16 protein-coding genes are annotated in these 15,294 nt (G+C 74.2%); 9 read left to right on the top strand and 7 right to left on the bottom strand.

The window, feature by feature from the left end; genetic code table 11:
• Positions 1-135: 135 nt before the first annotated feature.
• The 4 genes from J4G33_RS10555 to J4G33_RS10540 are packed head-to-tail and all read left to right on the top strand — an operon-like array spanning position 136 to position 4,464.
• Positions 136-1,323, top strand: coding sequence for an ROK family transcriptional regulator (locus tag J4G33_RS10555; protein ID WP_208055935.1), 1,188 nt, complete (start codon positions 136-138; stop codon positions 1,321-1,323).
• A gap of 17 nt (positions 1,324-1,340) precedes the next feature.
• Positions 1,341-2,459 carry a sugar ABC transporter substrate-binding protein gene (locus tag J4G33_RS10550; RefSeq protein ID WP_208055934.1) on the top strand — a complete coding sequence of 373 codons (1,119 nt, stop codon included), beginning with the start codon at positions 1,341-1,343 and terminating at the stop codon, positions 2,457-2,459.
• On the top strand, positions 2,456-3,262 hold the full coding sequence (locus J4G33_RS10545; RefSeq protein ID WP_307793849.1) for an ATP-binding cassette domain-containing protein: 807 nt from the start codon (positions 2,456-2,458) through the stop codon (positions 3,260-3,262). The genes J4G33_RS10550 and J4G33_RS10545 overlap by 4 nt, the downstream gene beginning before the upstream one ends.
• Positions 3,259-4,464 carry a sugar ABC transporter permease gene (locus J4G33_RS10540; protein ID WP_208055933.1) on the top strand — a complete coding sequence of 402 codons (1,206 nt, stop codon included), beginning with the start codon at positions 3,259-3,261 and terminating at the stop codon, positions 4,462-4,464. Before J4G33_RS10545 ends, J4G33_RS10540 begins: the two co-directional genes overlap by 4 nt.
• 32 nt (positions 4,465-4,496) lie before the next feature.
• Here J4G33_RS10540 and J4G33_RS10535 read toward each other — a convergent pair whose 3' ends face one another.
• From J4G33_RS10535 to J4G33_RS10515, 5 genes are all read right to left on the bottom strand, one after another.
• A complete protein-coding gene (locus J4G33_RS10535) occupies positions 4,497-5,309 on the bottom strand; it encodes an ABC transporter ATP-binding protein (RefSeq protein ID WP_208055932.1) in 813 nt (270 codons plus the stop codon).
• An 8-nt stretch (positions 5,310-5,317) separates the two neighbouring features.
• Positions 5,318-6,286 carry an ABC transporter permease gene (locus J4G33_RS10530; RefSeq protein WP_208055931.1) on the bottom strand — a complete coding sequence of 323 codons (969 nt, stop codon included), beginning with the start codon at positions 6,284-6,286 and terminating at the stop codon, positions 5,318-5,320.
• A 59-nt stretch (positions 6,287-6,345) separates the two neighbouring features.
• The gene (locus tag J4G33_RS10525; RefSeq protein ID WP_208055930.1) at positions 6,346-7,311 is read right to left on the bottom strand and encodes an ABC transporter substrate-binding protein; all 966 of its coding nucleotides are present in this window, start codon (positions 7,309-7,311) and stop codon (positions 6,346-6,348) included.
• A 91-nt stretch (positions 7,312-7,402) separates the two neighbouring features.
• Positions 7,403-9,217: an allophanate hydrolase gene (atzF, locus tag J4G33_RS10520; RefSeq protein WP_208055929.1), complete on the bottom strand. Its 1,815-nt coding sequence runs from the start codon at positions 9,215-9,217 to the stop codon at positions 7,403-7,405.
• The gene (locus J4G33_RS10515) at positions 9,214-9,948 is read right to left on the bottom strand and encodes a GntR family transcriptional regulator (protein ID WP_208055928.1); all 735 of its coding nucleotides are present in this window, start codon (positions 9,946-9,948) and stop codon (positions 9,214-9,216) included. Before J4G33_RS10515 ends, atzF begins: the two co-directional genes overlap by 4 nt.
• Before the next feature lie 133 nt (positions 9,949-10,081).
• On the opposite strand from J4G33_RS10515, the gene J4G33_RS10510 reads away from it, so the two are divergent.
• Positions 10,082-10,369: a hypothetical protein gene (locus tag J4G33_RS10510; RefSeq protein ID WP_208055927.1), complete on the top strand. Its 288-nt coding sequence runs from the start codon at positions 10,082-10,084 to the stop codon at positions 10,367-10,369.
• Between the two features lie 37 nt (positions 10,370-10,406).
• On the opposite strand, the gene purU is transcribed toward J4G33_RS10510, so the two are convergent.
• Entirely contained in the window at positions 10,407-11,303 is an 897-nt protein-coding gene (gene purU, locus J4G33_RS10505; protein ID WP_208056133.1) for a formyltetrahydrofolate deformylase, read from the bottom strand.
• A 148-nt stretch (positions 11,304-11,451) separates the two neighbouring features.
• On the opposite strand from purU, the gene J4G33_RS10500 reads away from it, so the two are divergent.
• The 3 genes from J4G33_RS10500 to J4G33_RS10490 all read left to right on the top strand — a co-directional run bounded on the left by J4G33_RS10500 (position 11,452) and on the right by J4G33_RS10490 (position 12,932).
• Positions 11,452-11,958: a GNAT family N-acetyltransferase gene (locus J4G33_RS10500; protein ID WP_208055926.1), complete on the top strand. Its 507-nt coding sequence runs from the start codon at positions 11,452-11,454 to the stop codon at positions 11,956-11,958.
• A gap of 79 nt (positions 11,959-12,037) precedes the next feature.
• Positions 12,038-12,406, top strand: a complete 369-nt coding sequence (locus tag J4G33_RS10495) for an ArsR/SmtB family transcription factor (protein WP_208055925.1) — start codon at positions 12,038-12,040, stop codon at positions 12,404-12,406.
• Positions 12,387-12,932 (top strand): SRPBCC family protein, encoded by a 546-nt coding sequence (locus tag J4G33_RS10490; RefSeq protein ID WP_208055924.1) that lies wholly within the window; start codon positions 12,387-12,389, stop codon positions 12,930-12,932. Before J4G33_RS10495 ends, J4G33_RS10490 begins: the two co-directional genes overlap by 20 nt.
• Here J4G33_RS10490 and J4G33_RS10485 read toward each other — a convergent pair.
• On the bottom strand, positions 12,893-14,488 hold the full coding sequence (locus J4G33_RS10485; RefSeq protein ID WP_208055923.1) for an MFS transporter: 1,596 nt from the start codon (positions 14,486-14,488) through the stop codon (positions 12,893-12,895). The two genes, J4G33_RS10490 and J4G33_RS10485, sit on opposite strands and share 40 nt — an antisense overlap.
• 92 nt (positions 14,489-14,580) lie before the next feature.
• On the opposite strand from J4G33_RS10485, the gene J4G33_RS10480 reads away from it, so the two are divergent.
• Positions 14,581-15,096, top strand: a complete 516-nt coding sequence (locus tag J4G33_RS10480; protein ID WP_208055922.1) for a TetR/AcrR family transcriptional regulator — start codon at positions 14,581-14,583, stop codon at positions 15,094-15,096.
• The last annotated feature ends 198 nt before the right edge of the window (positions 15,097-15,294 follow it).

Genomic DNA, 15,294 nt, shown 5'->3' with positions numbered 1-15,294 from the left:
GGCCTCCGTCGGTGTGCGCACGAGCATGGCACGGGGGCGCCAGCAGGCCCCACCCGGCGGTACCGCGTCATCCAAGAGGGGAGCCTGGCCGCTGTCAAGGGTGATGGGCGAACAGGTGACCGGTACCCTTCGAGCGTGGCCAAGGACCGGGTGACCCCTGGATCCCAGACCTCCCTGCGCGAGGCCAACCGGGCACGCATCGTCGGCGTGGTCCAGCAGCGCGGCTCGATCACCCAGGTCGAGCTCGCGGGCGTCACGGGGCTGTCCGCCGCGACCATCTCCAACATCGTCAAGGAGCTCACCGGAGCGGGGGTCCTGACCACCACCCCCACCTCCCGCAGCGGTCGGCGCGCGCAGGAGGTCTCCCTCGCCCGGAACCTGGGCCTGGTGGCCGGGGTGCACTTCGGGGAGCGGTCGATGCGGGTCGCCCTGGCGGACGTGAGCCACCGCGTCGTCGCCGAGCAGCGCCTGCCCCTGCCCCCCGAGCACCGCGCCGACGACGGCCTGGACCGCGCCGCGATGCTGGTCGAGGAGATGGTCGACTCGGTGGGGGCCTCCCTCGGCGAGGTGCTGGCGATGGGGGTCGGCATCCCGGCCCCGGTCGACGTGCGAGCGGGGGAGGTCTCGGCCGAGGGGCTGCTGCGCGGCTGGGACGGTACCGACGTGCCCGCCGTGCTGGGGCGTCGCCTCGGGGTCCCGGTGCACGTGGACAACGACGCCAACCTCGGGGCCCTGGCCGAGGCCCGGCTCGGAGCGGCCAAGGGGCTGCGGGACGTGGCCTATCTCCGGGTCTCCCACGGCGTCGGCCTGGGGCTGGTCCTCGGTGGCGCCGTGCACCACGGCCGCAGCGGCGGTGCCGGCGAGCTCGGCCACCTGGTGCTCGACGACGACGGCCCGCCCTGCCGCTGCGGGAACCGGGGCTGCCTCGAGACCCTCGTCGGGTCCGCCTCCCTGCTCGCACGCCTGCAGCCCACCCACGGGCACCTGGCTCTGCGCGACGCCGTCGGCAAGGCCCTCGACGGGGACGAGGTCTGCCGTGAGGTGATCGCGGCGGCCGCCGTCCACCTGGGCCGCGCGATCGCGACCGTGTGCACCCTGCTCGACCCCGACGTCGTCGTCGTGGGTGGCGAGCTCGTGCGCGCGGGGGACGTGTTCCTCGAGACGCTGAGCACCACGATCGCAGGACGCACCCTGCCCAGCACCGCCGGGCCGGTCGCCGTCCTGCCCTCGCTGCTCGGTGACCAGGCCGAGGTGCGCGGCGCCCTGGCGCTGGCCCTGGACAGCTACCAGGGCCAGGCGCTGACCGTCGGGGTCGGCACGTGAGGCGCGGGCCCGTCAGCATGCGCTCCCCGGGCCGTGACCGCGCCGTGGCGCTGCGCACCGTGGTGGCGACGGCCGTGCTCGGTCTTGCCCTCGCGGGCTGCGTGACCCATGACCCGGCCGGCCCGCCGGCGGGGCACCCGGGGGCCGTCGAGGGGGACGGGCGCACGATCGCGCTGCTGCTCCCCGAGTCCAAGACCGCGCGGTACGAGGGGATCGACAGGCCGGTCTTCGAGCAGGTCGTGGCGCAGCGCTGCGCCGAGTGCACGGTCCTCTACGCCAACGCCCAGCAGGACGCCGCCCGGCAGCAGCAGCAGGCCGAGTCCGCCCTGACCCAGGGGGCCGAGGTGCTCGTGCTCGGGGCGGTGGACGCCGCCGCCGCGCAGAGCATCGTGACCACGGCGGCCGAGCGCGGGGTCGCGGTCATCGCCTACGACAGGTTCGTGGCCGACGTCCCCCTCGACTACTTCGTGGCCTACGACGCCGCCCGCGTGGGCCAGGTGCAGGGCCAGGCCCTGGTCGAGGCCGTCGGGGAGACCGAGGAGGGCGAGGGCGTGCTCCTGGTGCACGGCTCGCCGACCGACCCGAACGTGGCCGGGCACAAGGCCGGGCTCGCGCGCGCCCTCGCGGACTCAGGGCTCGAGGTCCTCGCCGAGTACGACACCCCGGACTGGAGCCCCGACAAGGCCCAGGAGTGGGTGCAGGGTCAGCTCACCCAGTACGCGGGCCGCGTCGTGGGGGTCTACGCCGGCAACGACGGCACCGCGGGGGGAGCGATCTCGGCCCTCCGCGCGGCCGGTCTGGACCCGGTCCCGCCCGTGACGGGGCAGGACGCCGAGCTGGCCGCGATCCAGCGGATCGTCGCCGGTGACCAGCACATGACCGTCTACAAGGCCATCAGCCAGCAGGCCCGCACCGCGGCCGAGCTCTCGGTCCGGGTGCTGCGCGGCGAGGAGCCGACCGCGACCGCCGAGGTCGAGGGGGTCCCGGCCGTCCTGCTCGCCCCGGTGGGCGTGACCAGGCAGAACGTCGATCGTGTGATCGTGAGAGGTGGGGTCTTCACCGTGGACCAGATCTGCACCGAGGCGTACGCCGCCGCGTGCCGCGGGCTCGAGCTGATCGGGGAGGAGGCCGGGTGACCGCGGAGACCGATCACGGCCTCGGTCCGTCGTCCCCGCCCAGCACCACGGTGCTGTCGTTGCGCGGCGTCTCGCACAGCTTCGGCGCGGTCCGCGCCCTGGTCGACGTCGACCTCGACGTGCACCCGCGCGAGGTCGTCGCCGTGGTCGGGGACAACGGCGCGGGCAAGTCGACCCTGGTGGGGGTCATGGCCGGGACGATCGTGCCCGACGCCGGGGAGCTCGTCGTCGACGGCCAGGAGCTCGGGCTCACCTCGCCCGGGCTGGCCCGCCAGCTCGGCATCGCGACCGTCTTCCAGGACCTCGCCCTGTGCGACGACCTCGACGTGGTCGAGAACCTCTACCTCGGCCAGGAGCTGCGGCGCGGCGGGGTGCTCGACGAGGTCGCCATGGAGCGCGAGGCGTGGCGGGTGATGTCCCGGCTCGGTGCCCGGGTGCCCTCGGTCCGTGCCCCGGTCGCGACCCTCTCGGGCGGCCAGCGCCAGACCGTGGCCATCGCGCGGGCCCTGCTCGGCGTCCCCCGCGTGCTCGTGCTCGACGAGCCCACCGCAGCCCTGGGCGTGACCCAGACCGCCGAGGTGCTCACCACGATCGAACGGGTCCGGGACAGCGGCCACGGGGTGGTCCTGGTCAGCCACAACATGGCCGACGTGCAGGCCGTCGCGGACCGCGTGGTGGTGCTGCGGCGGGGCCGGCTCAACGGTGACTTCGACGCCGAGCGGGCCAGCTACGAGGACATCATCGCGGCGATCACCGGGGTCAGCCCTCCGCGCCGCCGTCGGGCACCGGGGGAGGACGCATGAGCGGCACCTCCCTGGACCTCTCCTGGCGTCACGGGGGTGCGCCGTGGGGGCGGTGGCGCGGCGAACCGGGCCCGTGGCCCGTGATCGGCGCACTGGTGGTCCTGTCGCTGGTGTTCCAGGCGATCAACGGCAACTTCCTCTCGGCGGACAACCTCGTCAACCTGACGCTGCAGTCGGCCAGCCTGGGGATCATCACCCTCGGGGTGGTGCTCGTCCTCCTGGTCGGGCAGATCGACCTCTCGGTCGGGGCCGTGAGCGGACTCGCCGCGGCGGTCGTGGCCGTCGGGTTCGTGCAGCAGGGCTGGCCGTTGTGGGTCGCGGTGCTCGCCGCCGTCCTGCTGGGGGCGGGGATCGGCGGGGTCTACGGGCTGCTGACCACCCGCCTCGGGCTGCCCAGCTTCGTGGTGACCCTCGCGGGGCTCCTGGTCGCGGTCGGGATGCAGGTGCGGGTGCTGGGCTCGACGGGGTCGGTCAACCTGCCCTACGAGTCGTGGCTGGTGCGCTTCGCCCAGCAGACCTTCCTGCACCCGGTGGCCTCCTACGCGGTGGTCGCCCTGGTGCTCGGCACGTACGTGGGGTCGCGGCTGCTCGAGCGTCGACGTCGGGTCGAGGCCGAGCTCTCGGCCGCCTCCCTCGCGACGGTCGCGGGGCGCGCCGCGGTCCTCGCCGTGGTGCTCCTGGTGCCCACCTGGTACCTCAACACCGACCGCGGGGTCGGCGCGATGGTCGCGCTGTTCGTGGGTCTCGTCGCGGTGGCGGACCTGCTGCTGCGCCGCACCGCGTGGGGGCGCTCGGTCCGGGCCGTGGGCTCCAACGTCGACTCCGCCCGCCGCGCCGGGATCGCCGTGCGCCGGGTCTACGTCACCTGCTTCATGGCCTGCACCGCGCTCGCGGCCCTGGGCGGGGTGCTCTCGGCCGGACGGCTCGCCGCCGCCAACCAGGGGACGGGCGGTTCGGACCTCAACCTCACCGCGATCGCCGCGGCGGTCATCGGGGGCACGAGCCTCTTCGGCGGGCGGGGCAGCGCGTGGTCCGCGGTGCTCGGCGTGCTCGTCATCCAGGCGATCTCGAGCGGGCTCACCCTGCTCAACGTCGACTCCTCGGTGCGGTACGTCGTGACCGGGGTGGTGCTGGCCCTGGCCGTCACGATCGACGCGGTCTCGCGCCGCCGCAGCGAGGCGGGGGGCGGCACCCGGCGCTGAGCGTCTCGCACGCCGCCCCCGGGTCGCCGCGGTCAGGCAGCAGCCTCGACCCCCTCGTGGACCAGGGCCGCGATGTGGCGCTTGAGCTCGTTGAACTCGGGGCTCGTCGCGTCGCGCTCGCGGGCCAGCGGCACGGGGACGATCTCGCGGATGTGCCCGGGCACGCCGTGCGAGGCCCCGCCCGCCATGACCACCACGCGGTCGGCCAGGACGACGGCCTCCTCGATGCTGTGGGTCACGAAGAGCACCGTGGTGCCGGTCTCGCGGTGGATGCGGGAGAGCTCGGCCTGCATGGCGCTGCGGGTCAGGGCGTCCAGGGCGCCGAAGGGCTCGTCCATGAGCATCACGGCCGGGTCGTTGGCCAACACCCGGGCGATCGCGACACGCTGCTGCATCCCGCCGCTGAGCTGGCCCGGGTAGGAGCGTGCGAAGCGGGTCAGGCCCACGGCCTCGAGGACGCGCGTGGTCTTCTCGCCGACCACGGCTGAGGGGTAGCGCTTCTGCCGTGGGCCGTAGGCGATGTTCTCCGAGACGGTGAGCCAGGGGAACAGCCCGTAGTCCTGGAACACGACGCCGCGGTCCGGTCCGGGCCCGGTGATCTGCTCGTCGGCCACCGTGATGGTGCCGTCGGTCGCGGGCTCGAAGCCCGCGATGATCCGCAGCAGGGTGCTCTTGCCGCAGCCGCTCGCCCCCACCACGGTGACGAACTCCCCGGCGGCGACGTCGAGGTCGACGCCGGCCATGGCCTGGACGCCGCCGGCCCCGGGGGAGCCGTAGCGCTTGCCGAGGTCCACGGCGCGGATGGTGGCGGGCTGAGGGGCGCGGTCGTTGCCGATGCGAGGCATGGGGGCTCCTAGGAGAGGGTCGGGCGCCCGCGGGTGGCGACCTTGACGAGGAGGACGAGGAGGCGGTCGGCGAGGAACCCGGCGAGGCCGATGACGACCATCCCGGCGACGATGAGGTCGGTCTTGGACATGTCCCGGGCCTGGGTGATCATCGAGCCGAGCCCGGTGCTGATGCCGACGGTCTCGCCGACCACGAGGATCACCCAGGCCAGGCCGAGGGCGATCCTCAGGCCGCCGACGATCGAGTGCATCGCCGAGGGCAGCACCACCTTGTAGAGCACCTGGGCCTGCTTGGTGCCGAGCATCGCGGCGGCCTCGAGCAGCCGGACCGGCACCCGGCGCACGCCGGCGATCGTGTTGAGCAGGATCGGGAAGAAGGCCGCGAGGAACACCAGGAAGATCGTCGAGCGGTCACCGAACCCGATGATGAGCAGCGCGAGCGGTGCCCAGGCGGTCACCGGGATGGGCCGGACCAGGTTGATCACCGGGTCGAGCAGCCGGAACACCACCGTGAAGCGGCCCATGAGCACCCCGAGCGGGATGGCCGTCGCCGCGGCGATGCCGAAGCCCGTGAGCACCCGGCCGGTGCTGGCGGTCAGGTGCTCGATCAGGGTGCCGCTGAACGCGTCGTCGATCTGCCCACCCACGCTGATGTCGATCATGCGGGTCAGCACCGCGGCGGGGGTCGGCAGGAAGGCCATCTGGATGCCGAAGGGCAGGGTCCAGCCCTGCTGGACCCCGACGTGCCAGAGCAGGATGCCGAGGACCGGCACCGGCAGGGCCAGGGCCAGGGTGCTCGCGGTCCCACGCCAGCCGGCGGCGGAGGGCAGGCGCGAACGGAGGCCGGTGGCCAGCCGTCGCCCGGCGGGGGGCTGCACGGCGCCCGGGGTCGACGGGCCGGCCGTCGAGGCGTCCTCGGGGCGGCGGGGTGTGCCCGTGCCGGAGGTGGTCGGGGTGTCGGAGGTCGTGGTGCTCATGGCGGGTCCCTTCGCTGAGCCGGTGCCCGGGTGGTGCGACCACCCGGGCACCGTGGGGGTCAGGAGGTCGCGTCGACGAAGGTGGTGTCGAAGACGTCCTCGGCCGACGGCGCGGCGTCGAGGTAGCCGAGGGCGTGCATCTCCTCGGTCAGGGCGGTCACCTGGTCGCGGTACTCGGCGTCCAGCTCCCAGCGCGGCCAGATGTTGCCCAGCGCGGTCTCGACCACGGCGGCGTCGAGGCCGAACTGCTCGACCACGCCGTCGGCCCACTCCTCGGGGTTGTCGACCATGTGCTCGGTCGCGGCGACGTGGGTGTCGACCACGGCCTGCACGGTCTCGGGGTCCTCGTCGATCATGCGCTGGGTGGTGATCAGGCCGATGTTGACCCGGCCCACGGGGGTCTCGTACGGGTCGACGACGTCCACCGCGCCGTCCTGCTTGGCGATCGAGGGGCCGAGCTCCGCGCTCGAGAACGCGTCGATCTGACCCGAGGCCAGCGCGTTGGCCATGTCGGAGAAGGGCAGGTTCACCAGCTCGAGGTCGTCGATCTCGATCCCGTGGGCCTCGAGGGTCAGGCGGAGCAGGATCTCCTGCGAGGCGCCCTGCGGGTAGCCGACGGTCCGCCCGGCGAGGTCCTCGACCCCGTCGATCTCCGGGAGGCCGACGATGCCGGTCCCACCGTCCGCGGCCGAGGCCACGACCTTGACGTCCTCGCCGACCGCCACACCGGACAGGGCCGCAGGCACCCCGGTGACGCCGAAGTCGACGCTGCCGCTGACCACGGCGTTCTTGATGTCGGGGGAGGTGTCGAACTGGATGACGTCGAACTCGACCCCCTCGGCCGCGAGCTCCTCGTAGAAGAACGGGTGGAAGAGGTGCGGCTGGCCCTTGAGGGTGCCGACGGTGACGGTGGTCGTCTCGCCGCCGTCGCCGTCCCCGGCGCTCCCTGTGCTGCAGCCGGCGACGGTGGCGGTCAGGGCGAGGGCCGCTGCGGCGGCGCCGACGGTGCGGGTGTGACGGTTCATGTGGGGGTCTCCAGGATCCGGTGCGTCTGGGGCGGGGGTCGGGCGGGCAGGTCGGTCGGGGGTCGGGGCCCGGGTCGGGCCGTGGACGGGGTCAGCCGGTCGAGCGGCGGTACGCGCGCCACCCGCCGTGGTCGGTGATGTCGGTCTCGGCGCCGGTGAGCCAGCCGGTGAACCCCAGGACGCTGCTGCCGTCCTCGAGCTCGACCTGCCCCAGGGCCAGGGGCGGGGCCACCGTGGTGAGCAGGGCGCCCAGGGCGGCGGGGGAGAGCAGCCACTCCTCGCCGGGGAGGCTCGCGCCGGCCGGGGCGGCGGTCCCCTCGGTCCCTGCCGGACCGGTGCGGGTGACCACGGGACGGTCCCCGCCGGCAGTCAGGTGCATGCGGTACGCCGGGGCGGTGCGGACCTCGCGGTGGAAGCGCGCACCGAGGGCCTCGAGCTGGGCGCTGCGGGGCTCGCCGCGCAGGTGCGCGCCGACGACGACGAGCGGGATGCCCGTCCCTGGGAGCGGTGCGGGGGCATGGGCGCTCGCAGGGTTCTCCGAGGCTGCCCCGTCCCACGGGCCGCCCTCGACCAGGAGCCGGGCCAGGTCGATCGCGACCTGGTCCTCGAAGGCCCGGGTCACGAGGCTCACCCCGAAGGCCCCCGCCGTGGTGCGGCCCGCGGGCACCGCGACGGCTGCGAGGTCGAAGAGGTTGACGAAGTTCGTGAACGTCCCGAGCCGCGCGTTGACGCCGAGGGGGTCGGCGGCCACCTCGGCGAGGGTCGGGTGCTCGGGGGCGGTGGGCAGGAGCAGCGCGTCCACCCCCGCGAGGGAGGCCAGGGCGACGGCCCGCAGCTCGCGCAGGCGGGTGGTGTCCCGGGCGAGCTGGGGTCCGGTGACCGTGCCCGCCCCGCGGGCGATGTGCGCGACCGAGGGGTCGGCCCCCTCGGGGTGCGCCGCGAGGAAGTCGCCGTAGGCCGCGTACCTCTCGGCCACCAGGGCGCCGTCGTACAGCAGCCGGGCCGCCTCGAGGAAGGGCCGCAGGTCGATCGCCGTCGTGGTCGCGCCGCGCTCCTCGAGCCGGGTGCGGGCTCGGGTGAGCAGGGCGAGGGCCTCGGGGCCGAGCAGGGTGAGGTCCTCGGTGCGGGGCACGGCGACCCGGGGGGCCGCGGGGGCGGCGAGGCGAACGTCCGCGGGCCAGGTGCGGGACATCGGGTCCAGCGCGCTCGGTCCTGCCATGAGCCTGGTGCCGAGGGTGGCGAGCTCGAGGGTCGGGGCCAGGACCGTCACGCAGTCCCACGAGTCGCAGGCCGGGACGACGCCGTCCTTGGGCACCAGCCCGACGGTCGCCTTGATGCCGACGACCTCGTTGAAGGCCGCGGGCACCCGGCCCGATCCTGCGGTGTCGGTCGCGACCGCCAGGTCGACGATGCCCAGCCCGACGGCGGCCCCCGAGCCTGCGCTCGAGCCGCCCGACACCCGCTCGGGGTCGATCGCGCTGCGCACCGGACCGTACGGGGTGCGTGACCCGGTGAGGCCGGTCGCGAGCTGGTCGAGGTTGGTCTTGCCGAGCAGCACCGTCCCGGCGTCGAGCAACCGCTGGACCGCCGTCGCGGTGCGGGTGGCCGGGCCGGTGGCGAAGGCGGGGTGGGCGGCGGTCGTGGGCAGGCCCTCGACGTCGACGTTGTCCTTGACGGCCAGGACCGTGCCGGCCAGGGCCAGCTGCTCCCCCCGGGCGGTGCGAGCCTCGACGAGGGCGGCGTCCGCCAGGGCCTCGGCCTCGGGACGCAGGGTGATCCACACCTCGGGGCGGTCGACCCCGGCGATGCGACGGTAGGCCGCGCGGACGCGCTCGGTCGGGGTGGGGGTCGGGGACGCGACGGTGGTGGGCTCGCTGGTCAGGGGCCGGGGTGCGGTCGTGGTCATCGCTGGCCCCCGACCTGGCCGCGGGCCATGGCCAGCGCGTTGGCGGCTCGCTCGACGACGACGTCCTTGGAGGCCCCGACGTGGTCGGCGAGGGCCTCGAGGGCCGTGGGCAGTCGGCCGCCGAGCACGAGCTCGGCGATCTCGATGTGCTCGTCGATCGTGGCCCGCATGCGGTCGGCGGTCAGGTAGTCGTACATCCGCACGGCGCGGATGCGCTGGTTCACCTGTGCCAGCGAGGCGGACAGGGCACGGTTCCCCGAGGCGGCCAGGAGCGCGGTGTGGAAGCCCTCGTCGACGGTGACGAACCCGGCGCTGGGGGCCGGCTCGTCGTCGGACATGCGCTGCCAGGACTCGAGCTCGGTGGTGAGTCGGACCGCGTCGTGGTGGACCGTCGGGTCGTCGATCGCGCGGCGGATGCCCTGGAGCTCGAGGGTGATCCGCAGCTCGTAGAGGTCGGTCAGGTCCTCGAAGGTCGGCATGTACAGGTACAGCCCGCCGGCGCGCTTCTCGAGCAGCCCGTCGGCGTGCAGCCGGGCCAGGGCCTCGCGGACCGGGGTCCGGGAGACGCCGAAGTGCTCGGCCAGGCGCTCCTCGCCCAGGCGTTCCCACGGGGAGAACCGTCCACCCATGAGCTCCTCGCGGAGCGCCTCGTACACCTTCTCGCGGCGAGGGAGCCGTGCAGCACCAGGGTCCGGAGCCGAGTCCGGGGCTGCATCCGTCGTTGTACCCATGGCTGTATACAGAACCGGGTACATGTTTCCGGCAGCGGCGCGGAGCGGTGAACGGGTTGTGTCGAGGTGTAACAGTCGTGTTGCCTAGGGCCCTGCTCGGCAGAGAGCCGCGCCGTCGTCCCGAGGAGAAGCCATGCCCCCCAGGCTCAGTGCCCGCGCGTTGTTCTGGTGGGGGGCCGGGCTGATGCTCGCGGCCTTCGTCGCGACCCGGATCCTGTGGCGGCTCGCGAACGGCGTCGCGGCGGACGGGCTGCAGTCGATCCTCGTCGAGGTGGCGCACGCGATCTCGACGACGACGACCCTCGCCTACTCGATCGGGGCAGCCCTGATCGGGGCCGCGTTCGTCGTGCGGGCCCTCGAGCCCGCCGGCGGTGCGGTCTCGCGGCCCGGCGAGGTGGGTGCGCCCGACGTCGAGCGCTGAACGGCTCGCCCCGGCGGCGCGTCAGGGGCCGAGGGCGTCAGCGGAAGACGATGGTGCGGTGGCCGTCCAGCAGCACCCGGTGCTCGGCGTGCCAGCGGACGGCCCGGGCCAGGGCGCGACGTTCGACGTCCTGCCCGAGGGCGACCAGGTCCTCGACCTTCTTGGAGTGGTCCACCCGCTCGACGTCCTGCTCGATGATCGGGCCCTCGTCGAGGTCGCCGGTCACGTAGTGCGCGGTGGCGCCGATCAGCTTGACCCCGCGGTCGTGGGCCTGCGCGTACGGGCGGGCCCCCTTGAAGCTGGGCAGGAACGAGTGGTGGATGTTGATGATCCGCCCGGCCAGGGTGCGGCACAGGTCGTCCGACAGGATCTGCATGTAGCGGGCCAGCACCACGAGCTCGGCGTCGAGCTCCTCGACGAGCTCGAGCAGGCGGGCTTCGGCCTCCGCCTTGGTGTCCCGCGTCACGGGCACGTGGTGGAAGGGGATCCCGTAGAAGGCGGCGACGTCCGCGAGGGCGGTGTGGTTGGACACGACAGCGACGATGTCGACCGGCAGGCCCTCGGACTGCTGCCGGAAGAGGAGGTCGTGCAGGCAGTGCGCGGCCGTCGAGACCATGAGCACGGTGCGCATGCGCCTGCCGGCGACGTCGAGGGTCCACGTCATCGAGAACTCCTCGGCCAGCACGGCCAGGGCCTCGTCGAGCAGCTCGCGCGAGGTCGCCGCCTCGACCTGCACGCGCATGAAGAACAGGCCGCTGAGCGGGTCGCCGAACTGCTGGGACTCGGTGATGTTGCCGCCGAGCTCGGCCAGGAGGCCGGCCACGGCGTGGACGATGCCCGGCCGGTCGGGGCAGGAGAGGCTGAGCACCCAGTGGGTCGTCTCCCCGTGCTCACGGGTGGCGGCGCTCGTGCCGGGGGTCGCGACGGTACGGATGTGGCTCACGAGCCCCGAGGCTAGCCGGTCCGCGCACCGGGGCGCGGGGTGGCCCGGGGGTGCGCCCCCGTCCGGCCGACCCGGGACGGCGTCTCGACCTGTGGGGGCGCGGTCGCGGCTGCGCGGGCGGGGGTGACACGATGGGGCCATGAGCCTCGAGGTGACCATCCGCAGCGTGTCCGAGCAGGACGCGGGCGAGCTCCTGACGCTGCGACGCGCGGCCTTCGTGAGCGAGGCCCAGGTGTACGGGGACCCGAACATCCCGCCGCTGACCCAGACCCTCGACGAGCTCCGCGCGGACATCGCCGCCGAGGGCGTCGTCACGCTCGGCGCCTGGGCCGGCCACCGCCTGGTCGGCTCGGTGCGTGTGCTCCTCGAGCCGGGCAAGGCGACCCTCGGGCGGCTCGCCGTCGCCCCCGACCTCCAGGGCCAGGGCATCGGCACCCAGCTGCTCCTCGCCGTCCCGCCCCACCTGTCGGAGGACACCTCCGAGCTGTGGGTCTTCACCGGCCGGGACTCGGTCCACAACGTGGCCCTCTACGAGAAGCACGGCTACACCCACCAGCACGACCAGACCGCGGGCGACCTCACCTACGCCTACCTGCGCAAGATCGTCGGCGCGGCCGACGACGTCGAGGTCGCGCCTCCGGCCTGAGCTGCTCCCCAGTCCCGGGTCGGCGGTGGGATGTCGTGCGCCCTAGACGCATATAACGTTAGGGTTATACGCTCGCTCCATGAGCGCACTCGACGTCCTCGGAGACCCGGTCCGTCGGCGTGTGCTCGAGCTCCTCGCCGCGGGAGACAAGCCCGCCGGCGCGGTCTCGGCCGCGGTCGAGCAGGAGTTCGGCATCAGCCAGCCTGCCGTCGCCCGTCACCTGCGGGTGCTGCGCGAGGCCGGGGTGGTGACGCGGCGGTCCGAGGGTGCCCGTCGCATCTACGGGCTGGACGGTGCCGTGATCGACGAGCTGCAGCACGTCGTCGACCGGTACCGCTCGCTGTGGGCCCAGCGCCTGGACGCCCTCGACACCGAGATCGCCCGCGGCGCGCGTGACCGCCGCGCGGCCGAGCACAAGGAGCAACGAGATGACGACGACCTTCGGTGAGGTCACCCGCCGCGGTGACCGGTTCGACCTGGACTTCGAGCGGGTCTACTCGACCACGGTCGAGGACGTGTGGAGCGCGGTGACCGAGCCCGACCGGCTCGCCCGCTGGATGGCCCCGTTCGTCGGAGACCTCCGGCTCGGCGGCCGCTGGCAGTGGCCCGGCGAGGACGGCGGCGTGGACTGCGTCGGCACGGTCACCGAGTGCGAGCCTCCGCGCCGCTACACGACCACGTGGGAGTACGCGGGCGAGAGCCCCAGCACGGTCGAGGTGACGGTCACCGAGCACCCCGAGGGGGCCGTGCTGACCCTGCGGCACACCGACCTCGCCGACGCCGGGTATGGCGCCGGCTGGCAGGCCTACCTCGAGCAGCTGGACCGCGACCTGCCGGTCGCGGCGTCCTCGGCGGTCGATCCCGACCGGCCGGCGGGGGTGTCCTGGGACGCGCGGTTCGCGGCCCTGCACGCCGTGTGGGGGCCGCGGATCGCTCAGGCCCGCGGGGCCGTGACCAGGTCCGGAGCGGTCTGAGCTGCAGCGCCGTCGTCGGGCTCCTCCCGGTGCGAGCGCAGGGCGATCGCGACGACGACGGCCGCCGCGAAGGTCACGGTCGCGCCGATCCACGCGGTCCCGACCGCCGCCGTCGTGAAGGCCTCGCGCGCGGACTCGAGCAGCAGGTCGGCGTACCGCGCGGGGAGCTCGGCGGCGGCGGCGACCGCTCCACCGAGGGTCTCCCCGGCGCTCGCGGCGGCGGCGTCGGGCACCTGCGACGGCACGTCGACGCCGGCGCGGTACACCCCGGAGAGCACGCCGCCCAGGGTCGCGACCCCCAGCGTGGCCCCGAGCTCGTAGGCGGTCTCGGAGATGCCCGAGGCGGCCCCGGCGCGCTCGGGGGGCACCGAGGCGAGGATCGCGTCGTTCGTCAGGGTCTCGGCCAATCCCACGCCGGCGCCGACGAGGACGAAGGCGGCGACCACCACACCCCCGCCGTCGCTCGCGGTGAGGGTCGTGCCCACCAGGTAGCCCGCCGTCGAGAGGGCCAGGCCGGCGGGGATGAGCAGCCGGATCGGCGCGACGCGGGCGAGGGCCACGGCGATCAGCCCCATGACGACGGCGGCGAGGGCCCCCGGCATGAGGCGCAGCCCGGCGGCGATCGGGTCGAGCCCGACGACGAGCTGCAGGTGCTGCGACACGAGGAACAGCAGCCCGGACAGCGCGAACACGCTCATGAGGTTGGCGACCACCGAGGCGCTGAACACCCGCACCGTGAACAGGCGGACGTCGAGGAGCGGGTCGGTCGCGCGCAACTGGCGGTGCACGAACACGGCGCCGACGACGGCCCCGAGCGCGAGGGCACCCACGGCCGCGACCGAGACGCCCCCCGTGGTGAGCCCCTTGATGCCGTAGACGAAGGGCAGCATCGCGCCGACCGACAGCACGACGCTCAGCAGGTCGATGCGCCCGGCACCTGCGCGCCGTGACTCGGGCAGCAGACGGGGCCCGACGACGAGCAGCACCGCGAGCAGCGGCACGTTCAGCAGGAAGACCGACCCCCACCAGAAGTGCTCGAGCATGAGCCCGCCGACCATCGGGCCCAGCGCCGTGCCGGCCGAGAAGGCCGAGGCCCAGATCGCGATGGCGAGCCGCCGCTGACCGTGGTCGAGGAAGACGTTGCGCAGCAGGGACAGGGTCGAGGGCATCAGGGTCGCGCCGAACAGGCCCTTGAGGGCGCGGGCGGCGATGAGCTCCTCGGGGGTCGACGCGAACGCGGCGAAGAGGCTCGCGAGGCCGAACCCGGCGGCACCGAGGAGGAGCAGGCGACGGCGGCCGACGCGGTCGCCCAAGGTGCCCATCGTCACCAGCAGGCTCGCCAGGACCAGGGTGTAGATGTCGACGAACCAGAGCTGCTGGGCGGCGGTGGGGCTCAGGGCCGCGGCGATCTGCGGGATCGCGAAGGAGAGCACCGTGTTGTCGATGCTGACGAGCAGCACGGGGAGCATGAGGACGCCCAGGGCCATCCACTCCCGGCGACCGGCGCGCGCCGGGGCGGTCGGGGCGGTGGTGACGGGGGCGCGGCGGGCGGGCATGGTGCTTCTCCTGGTGATGATCGGACCGACCGGGCTGCGTCGACCGGACTACTGTACCGGCTGGACGGTACAGCATCGCTAGGGTGGGTGTCATGGCTGAGACGCGCGACCGCATCCTCGACGCCCTCGGGGCCCTTCTCCCCGAGGTGGGCCCGGCCGGGGCGACCCTCGAGGCGGTGGCCGCCCGGGCGGAGGTGTCCAAGGGTGGGCTGCTCTACCACTTCGGCAGCAAGGAGGCCCTGTACGCGGGGTTCCTCGCCCGCCTCGAGGAGGCCACGGCCGGTGAGGTCGAGCGCATGCGTGCCTCGGCGGACCACGGGGTCGAGACCTTCTTGCGGGTCTCCTCGGTGACGGACGACCACTTCACCCGCACGTTCCTCAGTGCTCTGGTCCTGATCGGGACCCCCGAGGTCGATGCCGCCGCGACCGTCGCGCGGGTGCTGGCCGCGTACCGGTCAGCCGTCGAGGAGTGCGTCCCGGACCCGGTGCTCGCCCGCCTGGTGCAGCTGGTCGGGGACGGCCTGTACCTCAACGCCATGGTCGGCTCCCTCGACCCCGCGGAGGACGACCAGGTCATCGCCCGCGTCGTCGCCATGACCCACCCCTGACCGCCGTCTGCCCTCTCGCCGCCGCCTCCTCACCGCGCCCCCTCACCCCCTTCTCGCCCCCAGCTCGCCCGCGTCTCCCGGGCAGGGCCCCCGGCGCGGCCCGGCCCCGCGCCGCGCCGACCCAGCCCGCGAGGTCGCACATCCGCACCGAGGACGCACATGCGCACGTGCGTCCTCGGCGCAGATGTGCGACCTCGG

The organism is Actinotalea soli, assembly GCF_017565425.1.
In the GTDB taxonomy this organism is placed as follows: Bacteria; Actinomycetota; Actinomycetes; order Actinomycetales; family Cellulomonadaceae; genus Actinotalea; species Actinotalea soli.
The sequence above is the reverse complement of the archived record's forward strand: the minus strand, read 5'-3'. Positions and strand labels throughout refer to the sequence as shown.